This is a genomic window from Herpetosiphonaceae bacterium (genome assembly GCA_036374795.1).
Taxonomy (GTDB): domain Bacteria; phylum Chloroflexota; class Chloroflexia; order Chloroflexales; family Kallotenuaceae; genus LB3-1.
The window spans coordinates 1-18195 of the sequence record DASUTC010000051.1 but is presented as its reverse complement, the minus strand read 5'-3'; the positions used below and the strand labels follow the sequence as shown (position 1 = coordinate 18195).

Sequence of the window (18195 nt, the reverse complement as noted above, 5' to 3'; positions counted from 1 at the left end):
CTGGCCGCGAAAGAGGCGCTTGAGAAGACCGATGCCAAGGTCAAACATGTGATCCTGCTGACCGATGGCTGGTCGTCGGCGGGCGAGCAGACCCACATCGCGCAGGAGCTACGGAACGAAGGGATCACGCTCTCGACCGTCGCGGCGGGCGGCGGCTCAGCGCCCTACCTGGAGCGGCTGGCCGAGACAGGCGGCGGGCGCTACTATCCCGTGACCAACATGGAGGACGTGCCGCAGATCTTTGTCGAGGAGACGGTTAAAACGATCGGCTCGTATCTGATCGAGCAGCAGTTTGTCCCGATGCTGTCGGGAGAATCGCCGATTCTGCGCGGCCTGACCGATCAGGGCTGGCCCTCGCTCTACGGCTACAACGGCACGGAGCTAAAGAATACGGCGCAGCTAATCTTGCGCTCTCCCGACGGCGATCCGGTGCTGGCGCAGTGGCAGTACGGGCTGGGTCGATCGGTGGCCTGGACCTCGGATCTCAAAGGGCAGTGGGGCACGAATCTGATCCGCTGGGAGCAGTTCGGCACCTTCGCAGCGCAGCTTGTCGCCTGGACGGTGCCACGGCAGGAGGAGAACGCGCTCAACGCGCAGACGCGCATCGAGGGCACGCAGGCGATCGTCACCGCCGAGGCGCGCGATAAAGATGGTAGGCCGCTGCCGGATGCGCAGGTGACGGCGACGCTGGTAAAGCCCGACGGATCGAGTCAGCCACTCGATCTGCGCCAGGTCGGGCCGGGGCAGTTTCAGGGAGCGATTCCCAATCCGCAGACCGGCTCGTATCTGGTGCAGGTCAGCGGCCAGAACCAGGGCCAGCCGATCGGCCAGCAGATGGTGGGGATGGTCGTGCCGTACTCGCCTGAGTATCGTCAGCAGCAGAGCAATCCCGCGCTGCTTCAGCGGGTCGCGCAGGAGACGGGCGGCAAGGCGCTTGAGACACCGGCGGCGGCGTTCGAGCATAACCTGGCCGCGGTGCGTCGCGCCCAGGAGATCAGCTGGCCGCTGCTGCTGCTGGTGGCGCTGCTGCTGCCGCTGGATATTGCCGTGCGACGCTTGAGTCTGCGGCGGCGCGATCTGACCGAGGCGCGCGCCTGGGCTGCCGCGCGTCTGCCGTCACGACGAGCGAAACCAGCCGACGCGCAGCCAGTGCTGGGCGATCTCCACCGGGCCAAGGCCCGCGCCGCAACCCGTGGCGCGCGGCGCAACCCACAGGCAGCGCCGCCGGTCGAGGTTCCAGAGCAGGCACCTGCCGCAGCGCCCGTCGCGCAACGTCCACAGCGGGCCGCGCCGCCGATCGAGCGACCGAGCGCGGATGAAACCCGTCAGGTGGTCGATGTATCCGAGCCGGGAGCGCCGACCGCGCCCGACGATGCGCTGGCCCGCCTGCGCGCCGCCAAGCAGCGTGCCCGACGGAAGTAAAGACATTGCCTATCGTAGGCGTATTGCGGATACGTTCGCAGGGGCGTGATGGATGACGCCAGGGGGTCGTAGGGACGGCCCGCCGGGTCGCTCCAGGCGAGGCAACGCCTCGCCCTGCGATGATGGTAGCATCCCCGGAATCAATCCAGTCGCACCTTTGCCCCGAAGTTCTTCGCCTCTTTGCTCACGAAATACGACTCGCAGGCAGCGTCGAGGAGATCGGGGCTGAATGTGGGCGGATCCATGTTGTACTTCGCGATGTTGATCATCTGATCGAGGATGTCGCGGGGGTGGCACATGCGCAGGGGTCGATCGAACGGCTTGTACCACTTCTCAAGCAGGTAATCGAGGCCGCGCGGATCGAGCGTGACTTTGCGCCCGTTGCAGACCAGCCCCCAGATCTGCCGCCACTGCGTCTCGTCGGGGTCGCGCACCTCGATCTTGAACTTGATGCGGCGCAGGAACGCCTCGTCCGCGAGCTGGTTCGGATCGAGGTTGGTCGAGAAGATCAGCAGTTGATCGAAGGGGATCTCGATCTTCTTGCCGGTGATCGTCGTCAGGTAGTCGTAGCGCTTCTCCAGGGGCACGATCCAGCGGTTGAGCAGGTCCATCGGGCGGCACTGCTGGCGGCCAAAGTCGTCGATCAGGAAGATGCCGCCGTTGGCCTTCATCTGGAAGGGCGCTTCGTAGAACCTGGCCGTCTCGTTGTAGATCAGATCGAGCATCGGCAGCGTCAGCTCGCCGCCGACGATCACCACGGGCCGTTTGATCTTGGCCCAGCGCTGATCGTACTGCTTTTCGGGATCGATAATGCCGTCGTCGACTTTCTCGTGAACGATGCTGTCGAAGAGCTTAATGATCTGGCCGCCGGCCTCGACGGCGTACGGGATGAAGATGTGATCGCCCATCAGCCGCGTGATGCGCTCGGCGATGCTGGTCTTGCCGTTGCCGGGATAGCCGAAGAGAAAGATCGAGGAGGCCGCGTTGACCGCCGGGCCGATCGAGTTGAGCACGGCGTCGGTGATGATCAGATCGGAGAAGGCGCGGCGAATGCTGCGGCGCGTCACGACCATATGCTTGATCGTCTGCGCGTTGACCGAGGCCAGGTAGCTCTCGAAGGGCACGGGCGCAGCGCCGCTGTACTGGGTTTTGAGCATCGCGTCGGTGGCGGCCTGCGTGCCGCGCGGCGTCAGCATATACTCGTAGTTCGTCTCGCCATAGCCGCGCTGCCCGATAATATCGACGAACTCGCGCTGACGCAGGTCTTGGAGCAGCGGCTCGATCACGGTGTAGTACAGGCCAAGCTCGCTGGCGATCTCCATGCCGCTGGCGCTGCTGCGGTTGTAGATCACGCGCATGATCATCTCTTGGACGAAGGAGCGGCTCAGGCCGGTTTCTTCGATGGTCTTGGGCAGCTTCGGAAAATAGGAGTTGTCGACCTTCGCGTGACCATCGTCTTCGGGCACCGCGCTGCCGAGCACGCGCGTGCCGTTGAGTGTACCGTTCTGCTGCGACTGAGCTACCAGCGCGTCGAGATCTTGCTTGTGCATGTTGAGATGGCGCAGCGCGTCGAGATCGTTTTTGGCGCGGGCATCTTTGACGCAATCGTAGAGCGCGCGCGCGACGATGTACTTGACGCCGTCGACGTACATGTGGTGCAGGTACTCGCCTGGCCGGACGTAGCAATCAGGGGTATGGTCCGTACGCGCCACGAGATCGTCGTAGGAGCGCTGATCGAGGAGAAACCGCATGAGCAGAGCCTTTCGTGTTGGACGCTGGTTGGGATGGGCCGATCTGTCTCTGCGCAGTATAGAATCATGGCTACTACAAGCAATCACACGTTAGGGCTATCTGAGGTGAGAGGAGATGACCATAGCTCAGGGTTCGGTTTGTACTCTCGGTGGCGGTCGGCCTGTCGATCGCGCATCAGCCGAGGATATGTCGCGCTCGCCGTCGTTTTGCAAGCTGCTGCTCTTGTGCTAACATAGCCCCTCGGCAGTTCTACCTGACAATCAAGACGCGAAGCGAGGGAGCTTTACGATGAAGTTACATGAATATCAGGCCCGCGACATGTTGCAGCAGTTCGGCCTGCCCGTCACCGGCGGCGGCGTGGCGAGCACGCCCGCAGAGGCACGCCGTATGGCGGAGCAGGTTGGCGGGCCGGTGGTGATCAAGGCGCAGGTGCAGGTCGGCGGTCGCGGCAAGGCTGGCGGCGTAAAGCTGGCCGATACGCCGGAGCAGGCCGAGCAGGTCGCGGGGCAGATCCTGGGCATGGACATCAAGGGCCTGACCGTCGAGAAGGTGCTCGTCGCCGAGGCGATCCAGTACCAGAAGGAGATCTATCTCTCGGCGATCCTCGATCGCGGCACCAAGCGCATCGTGATGATCGCGTCGGCGGAGGGCGGCGTCGAGATCGAGGAGGTCGCCAAGACCAATCCGGGCGCGATCAAGAAGCTGGCAGCCGATCCGATGCTGGGCCTGCAAGAGTTCCAGGCGCGGCAGCTCGCCTTCGACATCGGCCTGACCGATGCCAGGCAGGCGCGGCAGTTCGCGAGTATCGCGCTGGGCATCTACCGCATCTTTATCGAAACCGACGCCTCGCTGGTCGAGATCAATCCGCTGGTGATCAAAAACGACGGCACGCTGCAAGCGCTGGACTCGAAGATCCTGCTCGACGACTCGGCGCTCTTCCGGCACAAGGACTACGAGACGCTGCGCGAAACGGCGGGCGAGCCGGAGGCCGAGCTGAAAGCGCGCGAGGCCGATCTGACCTTTATCAAGCTGGACGGCAACATCGGCTGTATGGTCAACGGGGCTGGCCTGGCGATGGCGACGATGGACGTGGTCAAGATGTACGGCGGCGAGCCCGCTAACTTCCTCGACATCGGCGGCGGCGCGAGCGCGCAGAAAGTGGCGGCGGCACTCAACATCATCCTCTCCGATGTCAACGTCAAGGCCGTGCTGATCAATATCTTCGGGGGCATCACACGCGGCGACGAGGTGGCGAAGGGCATCGTCGCGGCGCTCGATCAGGTGTCGCGGCGCGTGCCGATGGTCGTGCGGCTCGTAGGCACGAACGCGGAAGAGGGCGCGCGCATTCTGGCCGACGCCAGCCTGATCCCGGCGTCGTCGCTCGGCGATGCAGCGCAGAAGGTGGTCGAGGTCGCGCGGGGGGAATAAGAACAAAGCGGAAAACAAAGGAACAAAGGAACAAAGGAACAAAACGGGCCGAACATTTCTTGTTGTCTCGTTCTCTTGTTCACTGACTCCCTTGTTCTCTTGTTCTCTTGTTCTCTTGTTCTCTCTGACGAGCGTGGAGCGCGAGCTGAACGGTACGCTGAGCGGCCTCAAGCTGCTGGCAGGATCGTCGGTCGGTGGTGGAGTCGCGGAGGTCCGCGAGGCGCTGGAGCCAGCCGTGCAGCGTTTCCAGGGCGATGCCGTGGCTGTGCGGCAGCGACGCGATCCGCTCCAACCACGCAAGGTCGCGCTCAAGCAGGCAGAGCTCATTCTCGATCGCGGTGTAGCGCGCCACGATCGGCGGCAGGCGATCGGCCTTGGCGGGCGGGTAGTAGGTGTCGGCGACAAGCGCAAGCGGCTCGACGTTGAAGACGCCCGCCAGCAGCGCGATCGTACGCTCCGAGGGCACCTGAAGGCCCATCTCGAAGTGCGAGATCGCCACGCGCGAGACAGCGATGCGATCGGCCAGCTCTTGCTGTGTCCAGCCAAGCTCGGAGCGAAGACGCGCCAGACGCGCGCCAAGTTGTTCAGGCATATGCGGTAGTGTAGCCCATTATGGTGATTGATCTGCTAACTCACTTAGCAGCGCGGACGATCGGAAGCCATTATACTCCTGCCAGGGCAGAATCACGGCGCCTGGTTGGGCAACAGCGCACGAGATTCTGCAACAGGAAGGGAATGATTGGGGAACACCCGGGCCCAGAGGGCACCCGCCTCGGCCTGACGGCACGCCAGGTCGTCGCTGTCTTTGCCGGTGAGAGCGGTGCCTGTCGATTGCACGATCGCTGAGGCAGCCTGTTTTCTAAGAGGAGTATGATGAAAAAACGAGCGCTGATTACGGGAATTACTGGTCAAGACGGCTCATATCTGGCGGATTTTCTGCTCGAAGAGGGCTACGACGTGATCGGCATGATCCGCCGGTCCTCGACGGTGAACTTCGAGCGGATCACACATATTCAGGACAAGATCACGCTCGCGCCCGGCGACCTGATGGATGAGGTGTCGATGATCGGGCTGCTGCGCGAGCATCGTCCGACCGAGGTGTATAACCTGGCGGCGCAGAGCTTCGTGCAGACCTCGTTCTCGCAGCCGGTGCTCACGGGCGAGGTGACGGGCCTGGGCGTGACGCGCATGCTGGACGCAATCCGCATCGTCGATCCTGAGATTCGCTTCTACCAGGCCAGCTCGTCGGAGATGTTCGGCAAGGTGGTCGAGGTGCCGCAGCGTGAGTCGACGCCATTCTACCCGCGCTCGCCCTACGGCGTCGCCAAGGTGTACGGCCACTGGATCACCGTCAACTATCGCGAGAGCTACAATCTGTTTGGCTGCTCAGGTATACTTTTCAACCATGAGTCCCCTCGCCGCGGGCTTGAGTTCGTGACGCGCAAGATCACGCATGCCGTGGCGCAGATCAAGCTGGGCCTGGCGAACGAGCTGCGGCTGGGCAACCTCGACGCGCAGCGCGACTGGGGCTACGCCAAGGACTACGTTAAAGCGCAGTGGCTCATGCTTCAGCAGGATCAGCCCGACGACTATGTGATCGCCACGGGCAAGACCCACTCGGTGCGGCGCTTCTGCGAGGTTGCCTTTGGGCATGTAGGGCTGGACTACCGCGAGTACGTGAAGCAGGACGAGCGCTTCATGCGGCCTGCCGAGGTCGATCTGCTGGTGGGCGATCCGTCCAAGGCGCGCGAGAAGCTTGGCTGGCAGCCCGAAACATCCTTCGAGGATCTGGTGGTGATGATGGTCGATGCGGATCTCAAGCTGCTGCGCGATCAGATGCGCTAGCTTCGAGTTTCAGGTTTCGAGGGTAGCTTGAGCTTTGAACGTTCGTCCCGGCCTGACGACGCGCTAGACGATACGACGGGGGCGTGCCTGTGGCGCAACACATGCGACGCTGCCTGCAACCATATAGGACGAGGAGGTCAATTTGAGCATTCTGGTTGATAAGCATACCCGGCTTGTGGTGCAGGGCATCACGGGCAACGAGGGCACCTTTCACACGCGGGCGATGATCGACTACGGCACGAGCGTCGTGGCGGGCGTGACGCCGGGCCGTGGCGGGCAGCGGGCGGTCGACGACCGGGTGCCGGTCTTCAACACGGTGCGCGAGGCGGTCGAGCAGACCGGCGCGAATACTTCGGTGATCTACGTTCCGGCGGCGTTTGCGCCGGACGCGATTCGCGAGTCGGCGGACGCGGGGATCACGCTGGTAGTCTGTATCACCGAGGGCGTTCCGGCGAACGACATGGTAGCGACGTACGAGTACGTCCGCCAGCGCGGCGCGCGGCTGGTCGGGCCGAACTGTCCCGGCCTGCTGACGCCCGGCGGGGCCAAGGTCGGCATCATCCCCGGCAACATCGCCACGCCGGGGCCGGTCGGCGTTGTCTCCAAGTCGGGCACGCTCACCTACGAGGCGGTCGATGCGCTGACGAAGCTGGGCCTCGGCCAGAGCACGATCGTCGGCATCGGCGGCGATCCGATCATCGGCACCAGCTTTATCGATGTGCTGGAGCTGTTCGAGAACGACGATCAGACCAGGGCGATCGTGCTGATCGGCGAGATCGGCGGCACGGCGGAGCAGGAGGCGGCGGCCTTTATCAGGGAGCGCGTCACCAAGCCGGTGGTCAGCTTTATCGCGGGGCAGACGGCACCGCCAGGCAAGCGCATGGGCCACGCGGGCGCGATCATTTCGGGCGGCGAGGGCACCGCGCAGGAGAAGATCGCGGCGCTGGAGGCGGTGGGCGTGCGTGTCGCCAAGCTGCCGACCGACATCGCGCAGATGGTGAAAGATCTGCTCGGCTAGGCCGCTCGAGGGATTAGGGGTCGGGAGATCGAGGAAACAAGCGAACAAGGGAACAAGAGAGCAAGGAATTAATCCGTTGTTCTTTTGTTCCTTTGTTCCTTTGTTCTTTTGTCCGCGCTTTGTGTTGAGAAGTAACGATGTCGCTGATCTTCGTCATGATCGACGGCGTGGGCCTGGCTCCCGCCACGCTACATAATCCGGTCGCCACGAGTTTGCCGCAGCTTAGCGGCTGGCTTGGCGCGCCGCTGACCAATCAATTGAATGTTGCAACGTCCAGGCTGCGCGCCGCGCCGATCGACGCCACCCTCGGCGTGCCGGGGCTGCCCCAGAGCGGATCGGGCCACAGCGCGATCTACGGCGGCTTCAACGCGGCTGCGTTCAACGGACGGCACCAGCCGAGCTATCCGACGGTGGCGATGCGCGAGTATTTGTCGCAGCAGAACGTGTTCCGCGCGGCGGCACGGGCTGGCGCTCGCGTCGTGTGGGCCAACGGCTACCTGCCGGGATACGCCGAGGCCGTGGCGCGGCGGCGGCTGCGGCACACGGCGGGTACCTGGGCCGCGATGCACGCCGATCTTGAGCTGCGCGGCCTTGAGCGCCTGCTGGACGGCACGGCGGTCGGGTGGGATGTGACACACGCGCTGCTGCGGTCGCGGATCGGGGCGGACGCGCTGCCGCTGGTCGCGCCTGAGGTCGCCGGGGAGCGGCTGGCGCGGCTGGGACGTGACTATGATCTGGTCGCGTTCGAGACGTATCTGCCCGATCTGGCCGGACACGATCGCATCGGCATGACGGTTGACGAGGCGCTCGCGCTGGTGGAGGGCCTGATCGCCGGTATTCTGGCGCGGCTCGGACCCGACGACACGCTGATCCTGACCAGCGATCACGGCAACAGCGAGGATCTGACGACGCGGGTGCATACGCGCAACCCGGTGCCGCTGATCGTCGGCGGCCCGGCGGTGGGATACTTCGCGCAGGTCCGGTCGATCGATGGGATTGCGGCGGCGCTGCTGGCTGCGCTTGGCAAGGAGGCATCATGGATGATTTGACGCTCCCGGCCAGCCACGCGGCGACTCTGGCTCCGATCGAGCAGTTTCTCGGCGAGCGCAGCATCGCGGCCTGGCTGGTCGGCGGCTACGTGCGCGATCTGCTGCATGGGCAGCCCGGCGGCGATATCGACATCGCGGTCGATGGTCCGGCGCTGGCGCTGGCGCGTGAGCTGGCCGATCGGACCGGCGGGGCGTTTGTGGCGCTGGATGAGGCGACCGATACCGCGCGCGTGGTCTGGAAGTCGGGCGGTGCTGCGCCGATCGTGGTGGATCTGGTGCGGCTGCGCGCTCCGTCGATCGAGGCCGATCTGCGGCTGCGTGACCTGACGATCAATGCGCTGGCGCTGCCGCTGGCCGAGGCGCTGCAAGCCGCGGATGTGCGGGCCGTGCTGCTCGATCCGACCGGCGGAGAGGCCGATCTGCGGCAGCGCCTGATTCGGGCGTGTGGTCCCACCTCGCTCAGCGACGATCCACTGCGGATGCTGCGGGCGGTGCGGTTTGCCGCGCAGCTTGGGTGTGCCCTGGCTCCCACAGCAGACGCCGCGCTGCGCCAGCACGCGCCTTTGATCGACCCGATCGCTCAGGAGCGCATTCGGGATGAGCTGCTCAAGCTGCTGGCGGCGCGTCATGCAGCGCCGTGGCTGGCCTATCTTGACGAGGTGCGGCTGCTGACGCGGATCATCCCTGAGCTTGATCCAGCCCGCGACTGTGAGCAGCCGACGCAGCACTTTTTGCCGGTGCTGGCGCATCTCTTCGAGACGGTCTGCGTCTGGGAGTGGATGTATGCACAGCTCGTTCCGGCGGATGAGGCAGCGCCGGTCAAACCTGGCGATGGCATCGCTCCGGCGGCGTTTGTCGTGCCCGTGGCGGCGCAGACTCAGCCGCAGCTTGCGATGTCGCGGCTGTATGCCGAGCGAGTTCGGGAGCGCATGGAGCAGGAGGTGACGGCGGGACATCGCCGGTATGCCCTCTTCAAGCTGGCGGCGCTGCTCCACGATGTTGCCAAGCCCTTGACGAAGCAGACACGCGAGGGGCGGATTACGTTCTACGGCCATGAGGACGTGGGCGCGGATATGGTCCGGCAGATCGGGGCGCGGCTACGGGTAGGACGGGAGGCGACGGCCTATATGCAGCTTGTAGTCCGCGAGCATATGCGGCCCGGACAGCTTCACGCGCTCGGCTCCGAGCTGACACGCCGGGCAGTCTATCGCCTGCTGCGCGATACGGGCGCGGCAGCCCCCGATGTGCTGATGCACTCGCTCTGCGATCATCTGGCCGCGAAGGGTCCGCGCGTCTCGCTGGCGGGCTGGGTAGAGCATGTGGCCTGGACGGAGGCGCTGCTGGCAGACACGGCGACCGAGCGGCGCGCACCACAAACGACGCGCTTGATCAGCGGAGTAGAGATCATCCGATTGCTGGGGATCGAGCCGGGACCGATCGTGGGACGAGTGCTGGCAGCGATTGACGAAGCGCAATTTCTGGGTGAGGTGCAGACCCGCGAGGAAGCGTTGGCGCTAGCGGCGCAGATTGCGCGTTCGGATGCAGCGGAACGTCACTGACAGGGCTGGGCTACTCGTCGTTGACAACGGCGCGATCGTCGGGCAGTAAGAACAGCAGCAAGGCACTCAGGCATAGCAGAAAGAAAATTAGTGCGGACATCTTGGTCTCCTCGGTGCGAATGTTGGCAACTGGTTGAAGTGTAACGTGGAATGTGGGCCGTGTGATTAATCTCTACTGATAATAACGTGAGAATCCGATAAAAGATCCTAAGCAGAAGTGGCGTCGCGAGTCGGTTGCACAGGGGATAGGGTGAAGGTACCCTAGTACTGTAGCGGCTGCTCGCGGCCTGCTGCCATACCAGACGGCGATCGACCGGGCGGGCAGGGGCTCGTCCCAAGCATGTGAAACGGAGCGGATGTATGCAAACAACCTCACGAATCGATCGGCTGCGTGCCGCGATGCGCGCCGCCGACATGACCGCCGTAGCGGTCGTGCCGGGCGCAAACCTGTTATATCTGCTGGGCCTGACGATGCATACGTCGGAGCGGCTGGCGCTGGCATTCATTCCGCAATCGGGCGATATACGGATGGTCCTACCGGCCCTTGAGCAGCCGCGCGCCGCCGCCGAGGCCCAGGCCGCGATCCGGTTCTACTCCTGGCACGACGCCGAAGGCTACGCCGAGGCGCTGGCGGCATGTCTCCACGAGATGCAGCCTCAGGCGCGGCTTGGCATCGAGTATACGGCGATGCGCGTGCTGGAGCTGCGGGCGATCGAAGCCGTGGCGGCGGTTGAGACGGTGGACGCGACCGACCTCGTGGCCGAGCTGCGGATGGTCAAGGATGCCGCCGAGCTTCAGGCGATGCAGGCGGCGGCGCGCGCGGTGGAGGCGGGCCTGCGCGCGGCGATCGATGCGATCAAGCCCGGCGTCTCGGAGCGTGAGGTTGCCGAGGTCTGGGAGCGCGCGATGCGTGAGGCTGGCAGCGCGCCATCGTTTACGACGATCGTCGCGAGCGGCCCGAACAGTGCGAATCCGCATTACACCACCGGCGACCGGCGCTTGCAGCAGGGCGATCTGGTTGTGCTGGATGGCGGCGCGCGCTTCGGCGGCTACGCCTCGGATATTACGCGCACGGTTGCGGTGGGCGAGCCGAGCGCTGAGGCGCGGCGGATCTATGAGGTGGTGCTGGCGGCGAATCGCGCGGGTGTGGCGGCGGCCAGGCCGGGCACGAGCGGCGCGGAGATCGACGGCGCGGCGCGGAGGGTGATCGAGGATGCGGGCTACGGGCAGTACTTCATCCATCGGACCGGGCACGGCCTGGGCATCGAGATTCACGAGCCGCCGTATCTTCATGCGAACAGCACGGCGGCGCTGCTGGCAGGCACCACCTTTACCGTCGAGCCCGGCGTGTACGTGGCTGGCGTCGGCGGCGTGCGGATCGAGGACGATGTGGTTCTGACTGAGCAGGGTGCGGAGTGCCTGACGACGTTCGACCGCGAGCTGACGATCTGCTAGACCTCAGGTTAGCCGCTGCTGGTTAAGACGAAAAAGACCCGAAACAATCCTGGGGATCGTTTCGGGTCTTGGTTTTTGCGAGCGGAGCGGCTATGCATTCCGCCCCGCTGCTCCGATGATGCCTGAATCAGCCTTACTTGCTGACCTTCGGCATGAAGATCTTGATCGAGAGATCGCCCTTGATCCGAACAACCTCGGCGTGCTTGTCCATCGTGTTGTGATGGTGCAGCAGCAGGACGCCCTGCGACTTGGCCGCTTTGTAGGCAGTAGCGTTGTAGTCGACCGGGATCACCTCGCCGGGAAGGTCGGCGTAGAACGGCACGCCCGCCAAACCGCCCGACAGGTCCAGACCCGGACTTGCGGCGTTGTAGGTCAGCGAGCCGCTATCGTCCGTGATTTCGCCCTGGTAGAAGCTGAAGACGCGGTAGTTGAACGCACCGCTGGCGTTGGTCATGCCAAGGTCGGATGCGGCAACCGGCAGGACCATCACGCTGTTGTTGAAGATGGCGGTGTTCAAGACCGAAGGCGGAATGCCGTTCAGGTAGTCCGCCAGCAGCAACTGATTGGTGTTCAGGTTGAAGAGCGCCGTGATCAGGACATCGGTTGCGTCGTTGGCACCGGATGCCAGGCCCAGGTTCCAGCTGAACAGCACATAGTCGTCATCGCCGTCGCGGTTGGTGTCGATGTAGATATCGAACTCGACTTCGTTCGGCGACGACCAGTTGCCGTAGGTGGCGACACCAAACGATAGGGTAGCCTTGCTGACATCGCCGTTGGGCGCGCCTGTGTCGTCAGCCAGGACATCGCTCGCGACGCCGACGTACTTGAGATCGGCGCTATTAGCGAGGCTGGCGCTTGACGCATCGTTCGGGCTGCTGTGCTGAAGCTCCAGCGCCGTCACGAGCGAGAGCGTGTCGGTCGGATAGTTCGATCCCGTATTGATGCCCTCGCCGACCAGTTCGATCTCGTCGCTGCCGGTGTTGCCGGTGCCGAAGTCAAGCTGGCTGGTCTGAGCGCGCATATCCGAGGCCGGGCGCGGCGCGGCGAAGACCGGGACGCGCAGGCTCGGCGTGCTGGCAGCGGTGGGCGCGGTCACTGGTGCCAGGACGACGTAGCCCGACTCTTCGGCCATCCAGTGGCGCGCGAGGTTCTGGGCAGGAGCGACCGTCTGATCGCGGGTGTGCTTCATCTGCGCCGCAGTGGCCCGCATCGTGACGGCGATGTTCGCAAAGCCGAACGGCTCCAGATCGACGCTCGTGCGCGAGAGGCTGTAGCTCACGCCGGGAGTGTCAACCACCGAGCGGTAGCTCACGTTGTACGACACCGGGTTGGCGCTCTTGTTGACCACCCGGATGTTCTTGACCTCGACGGTTTCGCCCAGGACCTCCGGCGCGCCGAACGAGATGCTGACGACACCAGTCTGGTTGGCGTTGTAGGCAACAACCTTATTCGCCGCAGCGTCGGTCAGCTTGACGCGGCCAGCGCCAATGCGGCCAGGGCCGTAGATCGGCGCGTTGGCAGCAGGAGCCGAGCGAATATCCTGGTTGGCGGTGTTCATCGCCAGCGCCTTCAGCTCCTCAACCGTCCAGTCGGGGTGCATCTGGCGCAGCAGCGCCATCGAGCCTGCCACATGCGGCGCGGCCATCGAGGTGCCGCTGAGCGTGGTGCCCTCGTCGCCGGTGCCGGTGGCGGTCGAGAAGATCGTCTGGCCGGGCGCGGCAATGTCGGGCTTAAGCGAAAGATCGCCACGGCGCGGGCCGCGCGAGCTGAAGTCGGAGAGCGTATTGATCAGGTTGTTATCGACGAGCTTAATCGAGTTATTGTACTCAGGCGTGAGCGTCACATTGACCGTGCTGCTGGCGAGCGCGGTCTTCAGCTCCACGCCGACCTGCTTGGGCGTGCTGACGCCCGGAATGACGGCGCTGCCGGTGATGAACAGGTCGAAGATGTCGCTGTTGTCGGCGAGAATAAAGCCGACGCCACCGGCGGCGACAACCCGTGCGCCGCGCCCCACCGAGCCGCACTGGCCCTCGGTCCAGTCAAGCAGCACGATCTTACCGGCGATCAGCGCCTTGTTGGCGTCGTTGAAATCCACGCAGCCGGTTGGCTGGCTGGCCGGATAGACCAGATCGGCGGTCACAGGCGCTTTGCCCGTCCAGTCGAAGGCGACCGACTGGCTGGCCGGTTTGACTCCCGCGATGCTTGCGGGAGCGTTGACGCGGAAGCCGTCGACGATCGTGGTGCTATCCACCGACGAAGCGACGCTGATCGCGCGCGCAGAGGTGCCGGGGCTGCCCGTGATGAAGTAGGTGTCGCTGGAGTTACCGGAGGACGTGACGACGATCACGCCTGCGGCGACCGCGTTATCGCTGGCGACTGCCGACGAGTCTTCGCCTGAGCCGTAGTCGGAGCCGAGCGACATATTGATCACATCCAGATGGTCGGAGAAGTCGCCGTCGCCGTTGGGGTCAACCGCCCACTCGATCGCCTGCTCCGTGACATCGGTCGAGCCGTCGCAGCCAAAAACCTTGAGGGCATACAGCGTCGCCTTGGGCGCAACGCCGGGGCCGATCCGCAGCGAGCCGAACGGCGTGCTCGGCCCGTAGGCTCCGGTATAGGTCGTGCCGTCGGCGTTGACGCCATACCCGGCGGCGGTACCCGCGACATGCGAGCCGTGGCCGTTACAGTCCATCGGATCGGGATCGGGCGCTGGCGTGTCGTTGGCCGGATCGCTGGCATCATAGGTATCGCCGACGAAGTCGTAGCCGCCGGCAACCTTGGCGCTGGGGAAGCCGACGTTGTCGGTGATGATCGTCTCATCATTGCGCGCGTAGTCGGCTTCGAGGCCAGAGCCGCCGAAGTTGGTATGCAGGTAATCGATGCCGGTGTCGATGACGGCGACCGTGATGCCTTCGCCGGTCTTATCGAGGCCGGAGCTGTTCCACAGCTCAGGCGCGCCGATCAGCGGCACGCTGGAAGCGTTCTCGATGTACTTTGTGGTCAGCGGATGGATCGCTTTGACGCCTGGAAGCTGGCGAATCTGTGCCAGCTTGCTGGCGCTGACGCGCACGCCGATGCCGTTGTACACGCGCTGGGTGCGGTAGATGACCTTGGCACCGATCGCGCTGCTTTGCAAGCTGCTGAGCACGCGCTGCTGCGCCTGATTGATCGTTGCCAGCTGGCGCTGTGCTTCGGCGGTCGCCTGGGCGCTTGCGCCGCGCTCCTTGGCGGCGGCAAAGACCCTGGTGGTCGGCTCGTCGGTCAGTTCGATTACGACTTTAACCGACTCATTGCGCTGGGGAAGCGCACCGCCCGTACGAAGGGCGTCGGCAGAGATCTCTTGCGAACGCAGGCTCAGGCGTTCAGAGGCGATCTTGTTGCGGTCGATCCCGGTGGTTTCTTGCGCTCGGCTGATGGTACCGAGTGGCAGCGCTGCCGCAAGAATTGCGAGGAGCGCGATGAAGGAAAATCGTCGTGTACGCATTGAATACCTATGCTCCTAACACATGGTAACGTGTCTTGGATCGAGCGACCGGTTCTTAATGAGAGGGGAGGATGCTTTAGAAAAGCATCTTGGGGTGTTTGTGAGCTCCTTTCTTCTCTTAGCTCTTCTCAGGAATAGAAATGTCTGGTGATGCAGAAGATGCTATCGATGGAACGGTACCTTGCGCTGCTGGATGTGCGGATACCCGCAGGTCAATCTATGCAGGGTGTTGGTCAGGTTGTGATGCGGTTTCCCGTTCTTGGTAGGGTGCGCAAACCCCCCAGACCATCAGCCAGAGACGAGCATATCGGGTACTTTCTGAAGTGGGCGCAGGCGGCGGAACGCTGTTCAGTTCACGGATCGCGAGCGTGGAATGCGTCGGTTTGGACGTACTATAGGATGTGCGAAAGTGTAGGATAATTTCGGGCGCTTGTCAAATCATTTTGCTATCAGTTTTGCAGCATATGGTTGTCATCAAGTCCCAAATAGGCATAGTCCTATGCGCTGGGCTTAGCTCCTAGCAGCGGTGACTCGTCCTGCTCCCAGGCCGTAACCGGGTGAAATGGAGCGATAATCTTCCAGGTGAGGGAGTCTACGATCGCCAGCGCGGGAAGCGGGATCGACCGCCACTCGGCAACGTCGACCCGATCCTGGCCGCGCAGATGCGCCAGCAGCAGCGAGAGCACGAGGCCGTGGGACACGACGGCGATCGGCCCGGATGCCTGGGCGGCCACAGCGCGCACGCAGCCGACGATCCGCCGCCGGGCGTCGCGCGCTGGCTCCCATCCGCTGATCGATCGGTCGGGGCGGGCGAACGCTGCGCGCACCGCCGCATCGTAGGCCGCGCGATCGGGAAGGTTGGCCGGGCCGCGACGTAGCTCTGCCAGATCGGGCTGGATCACCAGCGCGGCTGCGTGACGCGCGGCCAGAGGTCGGGCGGTGGCCTGGGCCTTGGGCTCCGGGCTGGACCAGACCGTGCGCAGATCGCGGAGGATCGGCAGCGCGGCTATGCGCTCAGCCAGCGCGCGGCCCTCGGCGCTCAACTGCCACTGCTCGGACGGAACCGTCAGATCGATGGTCACGGGCGCGTGTCGGATCAGAAAAAGCGGCTGGATCATACCTGCTCCGCGACTGGCGTCAGGGCTGACGGCGCGGCGGAACGCTCACGCAGCGTAAAGATCAGGGCGGCGATGCCGAAGAGCGTTACGCTGGCCTCTGCTGCGGCGATGCCCCAGCGCTGGTTGAGGGCCACCGCGACAACATTGAAGAGCCCGTGGAGCACGATCGCCAGCCAGAGCCAGCGCTGGCCGCGACCATTGGCCGTGCGCAGCACCATCAGCGACAGCCCGACATGCAGCACGATTGCCCAGAAGCGCTCGTAGGCCGCAGCCAGGACCGCCCAGGGCGTGAGCGCGGCGAGGGCAGCCTGCGCCGCCTGAAGCTGCTGCGCGGCCTCCGCCGGGAGCGCGGCGGAGGCGAGGCCGGGGATGATCAGCGCGTTGATCAGCGCGGTGCCGCCCAGAAACGCCGCTTCGATACCGCCGTGGCCCAGGCCGAAGAGCACGCCCTCGATCCAGGTGCGGTGCTGGCGCAGCACGTAGCGAAATCCCAGATAGCGTCCGCCTTCCTCGAACAGGCCCGCCGAGAAGCTGAGGCCGATCAGCCAGGCCGTGCGGAGCGTCACAGACGCGGCCAGATCGTCCTGAAGCGCCGCGCCAAGCAGCGCGACGATCGGGATGCGGATCAGGATCTGGGTGATGGTAAAGACGGTGATGCCCACGAAGAAGCTGAGCCAGCGGGCGTGGTAGCGGCGTTTCAGCCAGAGCGCGAGGAGCAGCGGGAAGAGGAGATCAAAGATTGCGACGACGATAAAGCTGACGATGACGGATGTGGGCATGACTTCCTCTATCGTTCCTGTTCAGGACGGGCGATGCGCTGGTAGATGCTCAGCGTCTCGCGCGCGGCGGCGCTCCACGAGAAGCGCGCGGCCTGCTGCTGCCCCGCCCAGCGCATCCGCTGGCGCAGGTCGGGATCGTACCACACCTCGTGCCAGGCTGCGGCCCAGGCTTCGACGGCCTGCGCCGGAAGCAGCCGGGCGGCGTCGCCCGCAACTTCGGGCAGGCTGGAGTTGTCGGCGGCGATCACGGGCGCGCCGCACTGCATCGCCTCCAGGATCGGCAGCCCGAAGCCGCTGTACAGTTCAGGATGAAGATAGACGCGGCATGCGTTGTACAGCCAGACCAGATCGTCGGTCGCGACGCCGCCGACAAAGCGCACAGCATCGCCGAGGCGAAGCTGCGTCACCAGCCTGGCGATGTCGTCGTCGAGCCAGCCGCGCGGCCCGGCGACGACCAGCGTCGGCGGCTCCGAGTGCGGGCGCTGGCGCAGCAGATCCAGGGCGCGCAGCAGCGTCGGCAGGTTTTTGCGCGGCTCAAGCGTGCCGACGAAGAGCGCGAAGCTCTCACGGCGCAGCCGGTGCCCGCTGATCGTGTGCTCGGCGTCGGGCGGCAGATCGAGCGGCTGGAACTGCGGAGCGGCGGCCTCATAGACCAGATCGACGCGGCCAGGATCGACACCCAGCAGCTCGGCGAGGTCGCGGCGGGTGCTCTCCGAGACAGCGATGATCGCATCGGCGCGCTCGACGGCGCGGCGGATCTGCCCGTAGTAGCGCCGGGCGGCGGCGTCCAGAATTTCGGGGTAGCGCACGAACGCCAGATCATGCACCGTGATCGCGGTCGGCGTGCGCAGCGCAAAGAGCGGAATAAAATCGGGCAGATGCAGCACGTCGGCATGCACGCCCCATAGCTCGATCGGCAGCGCGGCCTGCTCCCAGCGATGATGCGGCGGCGTCCACAGTCGGCGGTGCTCAATGTTGGCCGCAACAGCGACCGGCGTGTCGGCCTTACGATGGTTCAGCGTGATCAGCCGGTGCTCCGGCGCGACGGCTGCCAGCGCCGCAAGCAGTTGACGGGTGTATTGCGGTATGCCGCCGCTGCGGTAAGCATTGAGGCGGGCGTCGATAGCTATGCGCATGGTCGATTCGAGCTCAACGTTCCAAGTTTCAAGTTCCAAGCTTCAAGTTCCAGGTTCCGAATCGGTCCTTAGTTCCTGGTGCTTCCCTTGGTGCGCCGGGCGCCCATGCCGGGGTACCCTTTGGGTCTGGCACCCGCATGGCACCCGGTT

General features: G+C 64.7%; 13 protein-coding genes. 7 read left to right on the top strand and 6 right to left on the bottom strand.

The genetic code is table 11. From position 1 onward, the window contains the following. Positions 1-1422 (top strand): glutamine amidotransferase (locus tag VFZ66_03340; GenBank protein HEX6288194.1); only part of this gene is annotated, 1422 nt, incomplete at its 5' end. Positions 1423-1562: 140 nt separating this feature from the next. On the opposite strand, the gene VFZ66_03335 is transcribed toward VFZ66_03340, so the two are convergent. Continuing rightward, on the bottom strand, positions 1563-3173 hold the full coding sequence (locus VFZ66_03335; GenBank protein HEX6288193.1) for an ATP-binding protein: 1611 nt from the start codon (positions 3171-3173) through the stop codon (positions 1563-1565). Between the two features lie 289 nt (positions 3174-3462). Between VFZ66_03335 and sucC the strand changes: the two genes are divergently transcribed. After that, positions 3463-4602, top strand: coding sequence for an ADP-forming succinate--CoA ligase subunit beta (gene sucC / locus VFZ66_03330; GenBank protein ID HEX6288192.1), 1140 nt, complete (start codon positions 3463-3465; stop codon positions 4600-4602). A gap of 79 nt (positions 4603-4681) precedes the next feature. On the opposite strand, the gene VFZ66_03325 is transcribed toward sucC, so the two are convergent. Continuing rightward, on the bottom strand, positions 4682-5194 hold the full coding sequence (locus VFZ66_03325) for a helix-turn-helix domain-containing protein (protein HEX6288191.1): 513 nt from the start codon (positions 5192-5194) through the stop codon (positions 4682-4684). A gap of 278 nt (positions 5195-5472) precedes the next feature. Between VFZ66_03325 and gmd the strand changes: the two genes are divergently transcribed. From gmd to VFZ66_03300, 5 genes are all read left to right on the top strand, one after another. Then, positions 5473-6447, top strand: coding sequence for a GDP-mannose 4,6-dehydratase (gmd, locus tag VFZ66_03320; protein ID HEX6288190.1), 975 nt, complete (start codon positions 5473-5475; stop codon positions 6445-6447). A gap of 142 nt (positions 6448-6589) precedes the next feature. Next, positions 6590-7465 (top strand): succinate--CoA ligase subunit alpha, encoded by an 876-nt coding sequence (sucD, locus tag VFZ66_03315; GenBank protein ID HEX6288189.1) that lies wholly within the window; start codon positions 6590-6592, stop codon positions 7463-7465. A 137-nt stretch (positions 7466-7602) separates the two neighbouring features. After that, positions 7603-8514: a hypothetical protein gene (locus tag VFZ66_03310; GenBank protein ID HEX6288188.1), complete on the top strand. Its 912-nt coding sequence runs from the start codon at positions 7603-7605 to the stop codon at positions 8512-8514. Beyond that, positions 8502-10073, top strand: a complete 1572-nt coding sequence (locus tag VFZ66_03305) for an HDIG domain-containing protein (protein HEX6288187.1) — start codon at positions 8502-8504, stop codon at positions 10071-10073. Before VFZ66_03310 ends, VFZ66_03305 begins: the two co-directional genes overlap by 13 nt. Before the next feature lie 360 nt (positions 10074-10433). Continuing rightward, the gene (locus tag VFZ66_03300) at positions 10434-11528 is read left to right on the top strand and encodes a Xaa-Pro peptidase family protein (protein HEX6288186.1); all 1095 of its coding nucleotides are present in this window, start codon (positions 10434-10436) and stop codon (positions 11526-11528) included. A 133-nt stretch (positions 11529-11661) separates the two neighbouring features. On the opposite strand, the gene VFZ66_03295 is transcribed toward VFZ66_03300, so the two are convergent. The 4 genes from VFZ66_03295 to VFZ66_03280 all read right to left on the bottom strand — a co-directional run bounded on the left by VFZ66_03295 (position 11662) and on the right by VFZ66_03280 (position 18084). Continuing rightward, positions 11662-15012, bottom strand: coding sequence for a S8 family serine peptidase (locus tag VFZ66_03295; protein HEX6288185.1), 3351 nt, complete (start codon positions 15010-15012; stop codon positions 11662-11664). 497 nt (positions 15013-15509) lie between these two features. Continuing rightward, complete coding sequence (locus tag VFZ66_03290) at positions 15510-16130, bottom strand: histidine phosphatase family protein (GenBank protein ID HEX6288184.1); 621 nt, start codon at positions 16128-16130, stop codon at positions 15510-15512. Beyond that, positions 16127-16909, bottom strand: coding sequence for a YhfC family glutamic-type intramembrane protease (locus VFZ66_03285; GenBank protein ID HEX6288183.1), 783 nt, complete (start codon positions 16907-16909; stop codon positions 16127-16129). The genes VFZ66_03290 and VFZ66_03285 overlap by 4 nt, the downstream gene beginning before the upstream one ends. A gap of 8 nt (positions 16910-16917) precedes the next feature. Next, positions 16918-18084, bottom strand: a complete 1167-nt coding sequence (locus tag VFZ66_03280) for a glycosyltransferase family 1 protein (GenBank protein HEX6288182.1) — start codon at positions 18082-18084, stop codon at positions 16918-16920. Between the last annotated feature and the right edge of the window lie 111 nt (positions 18085-18195).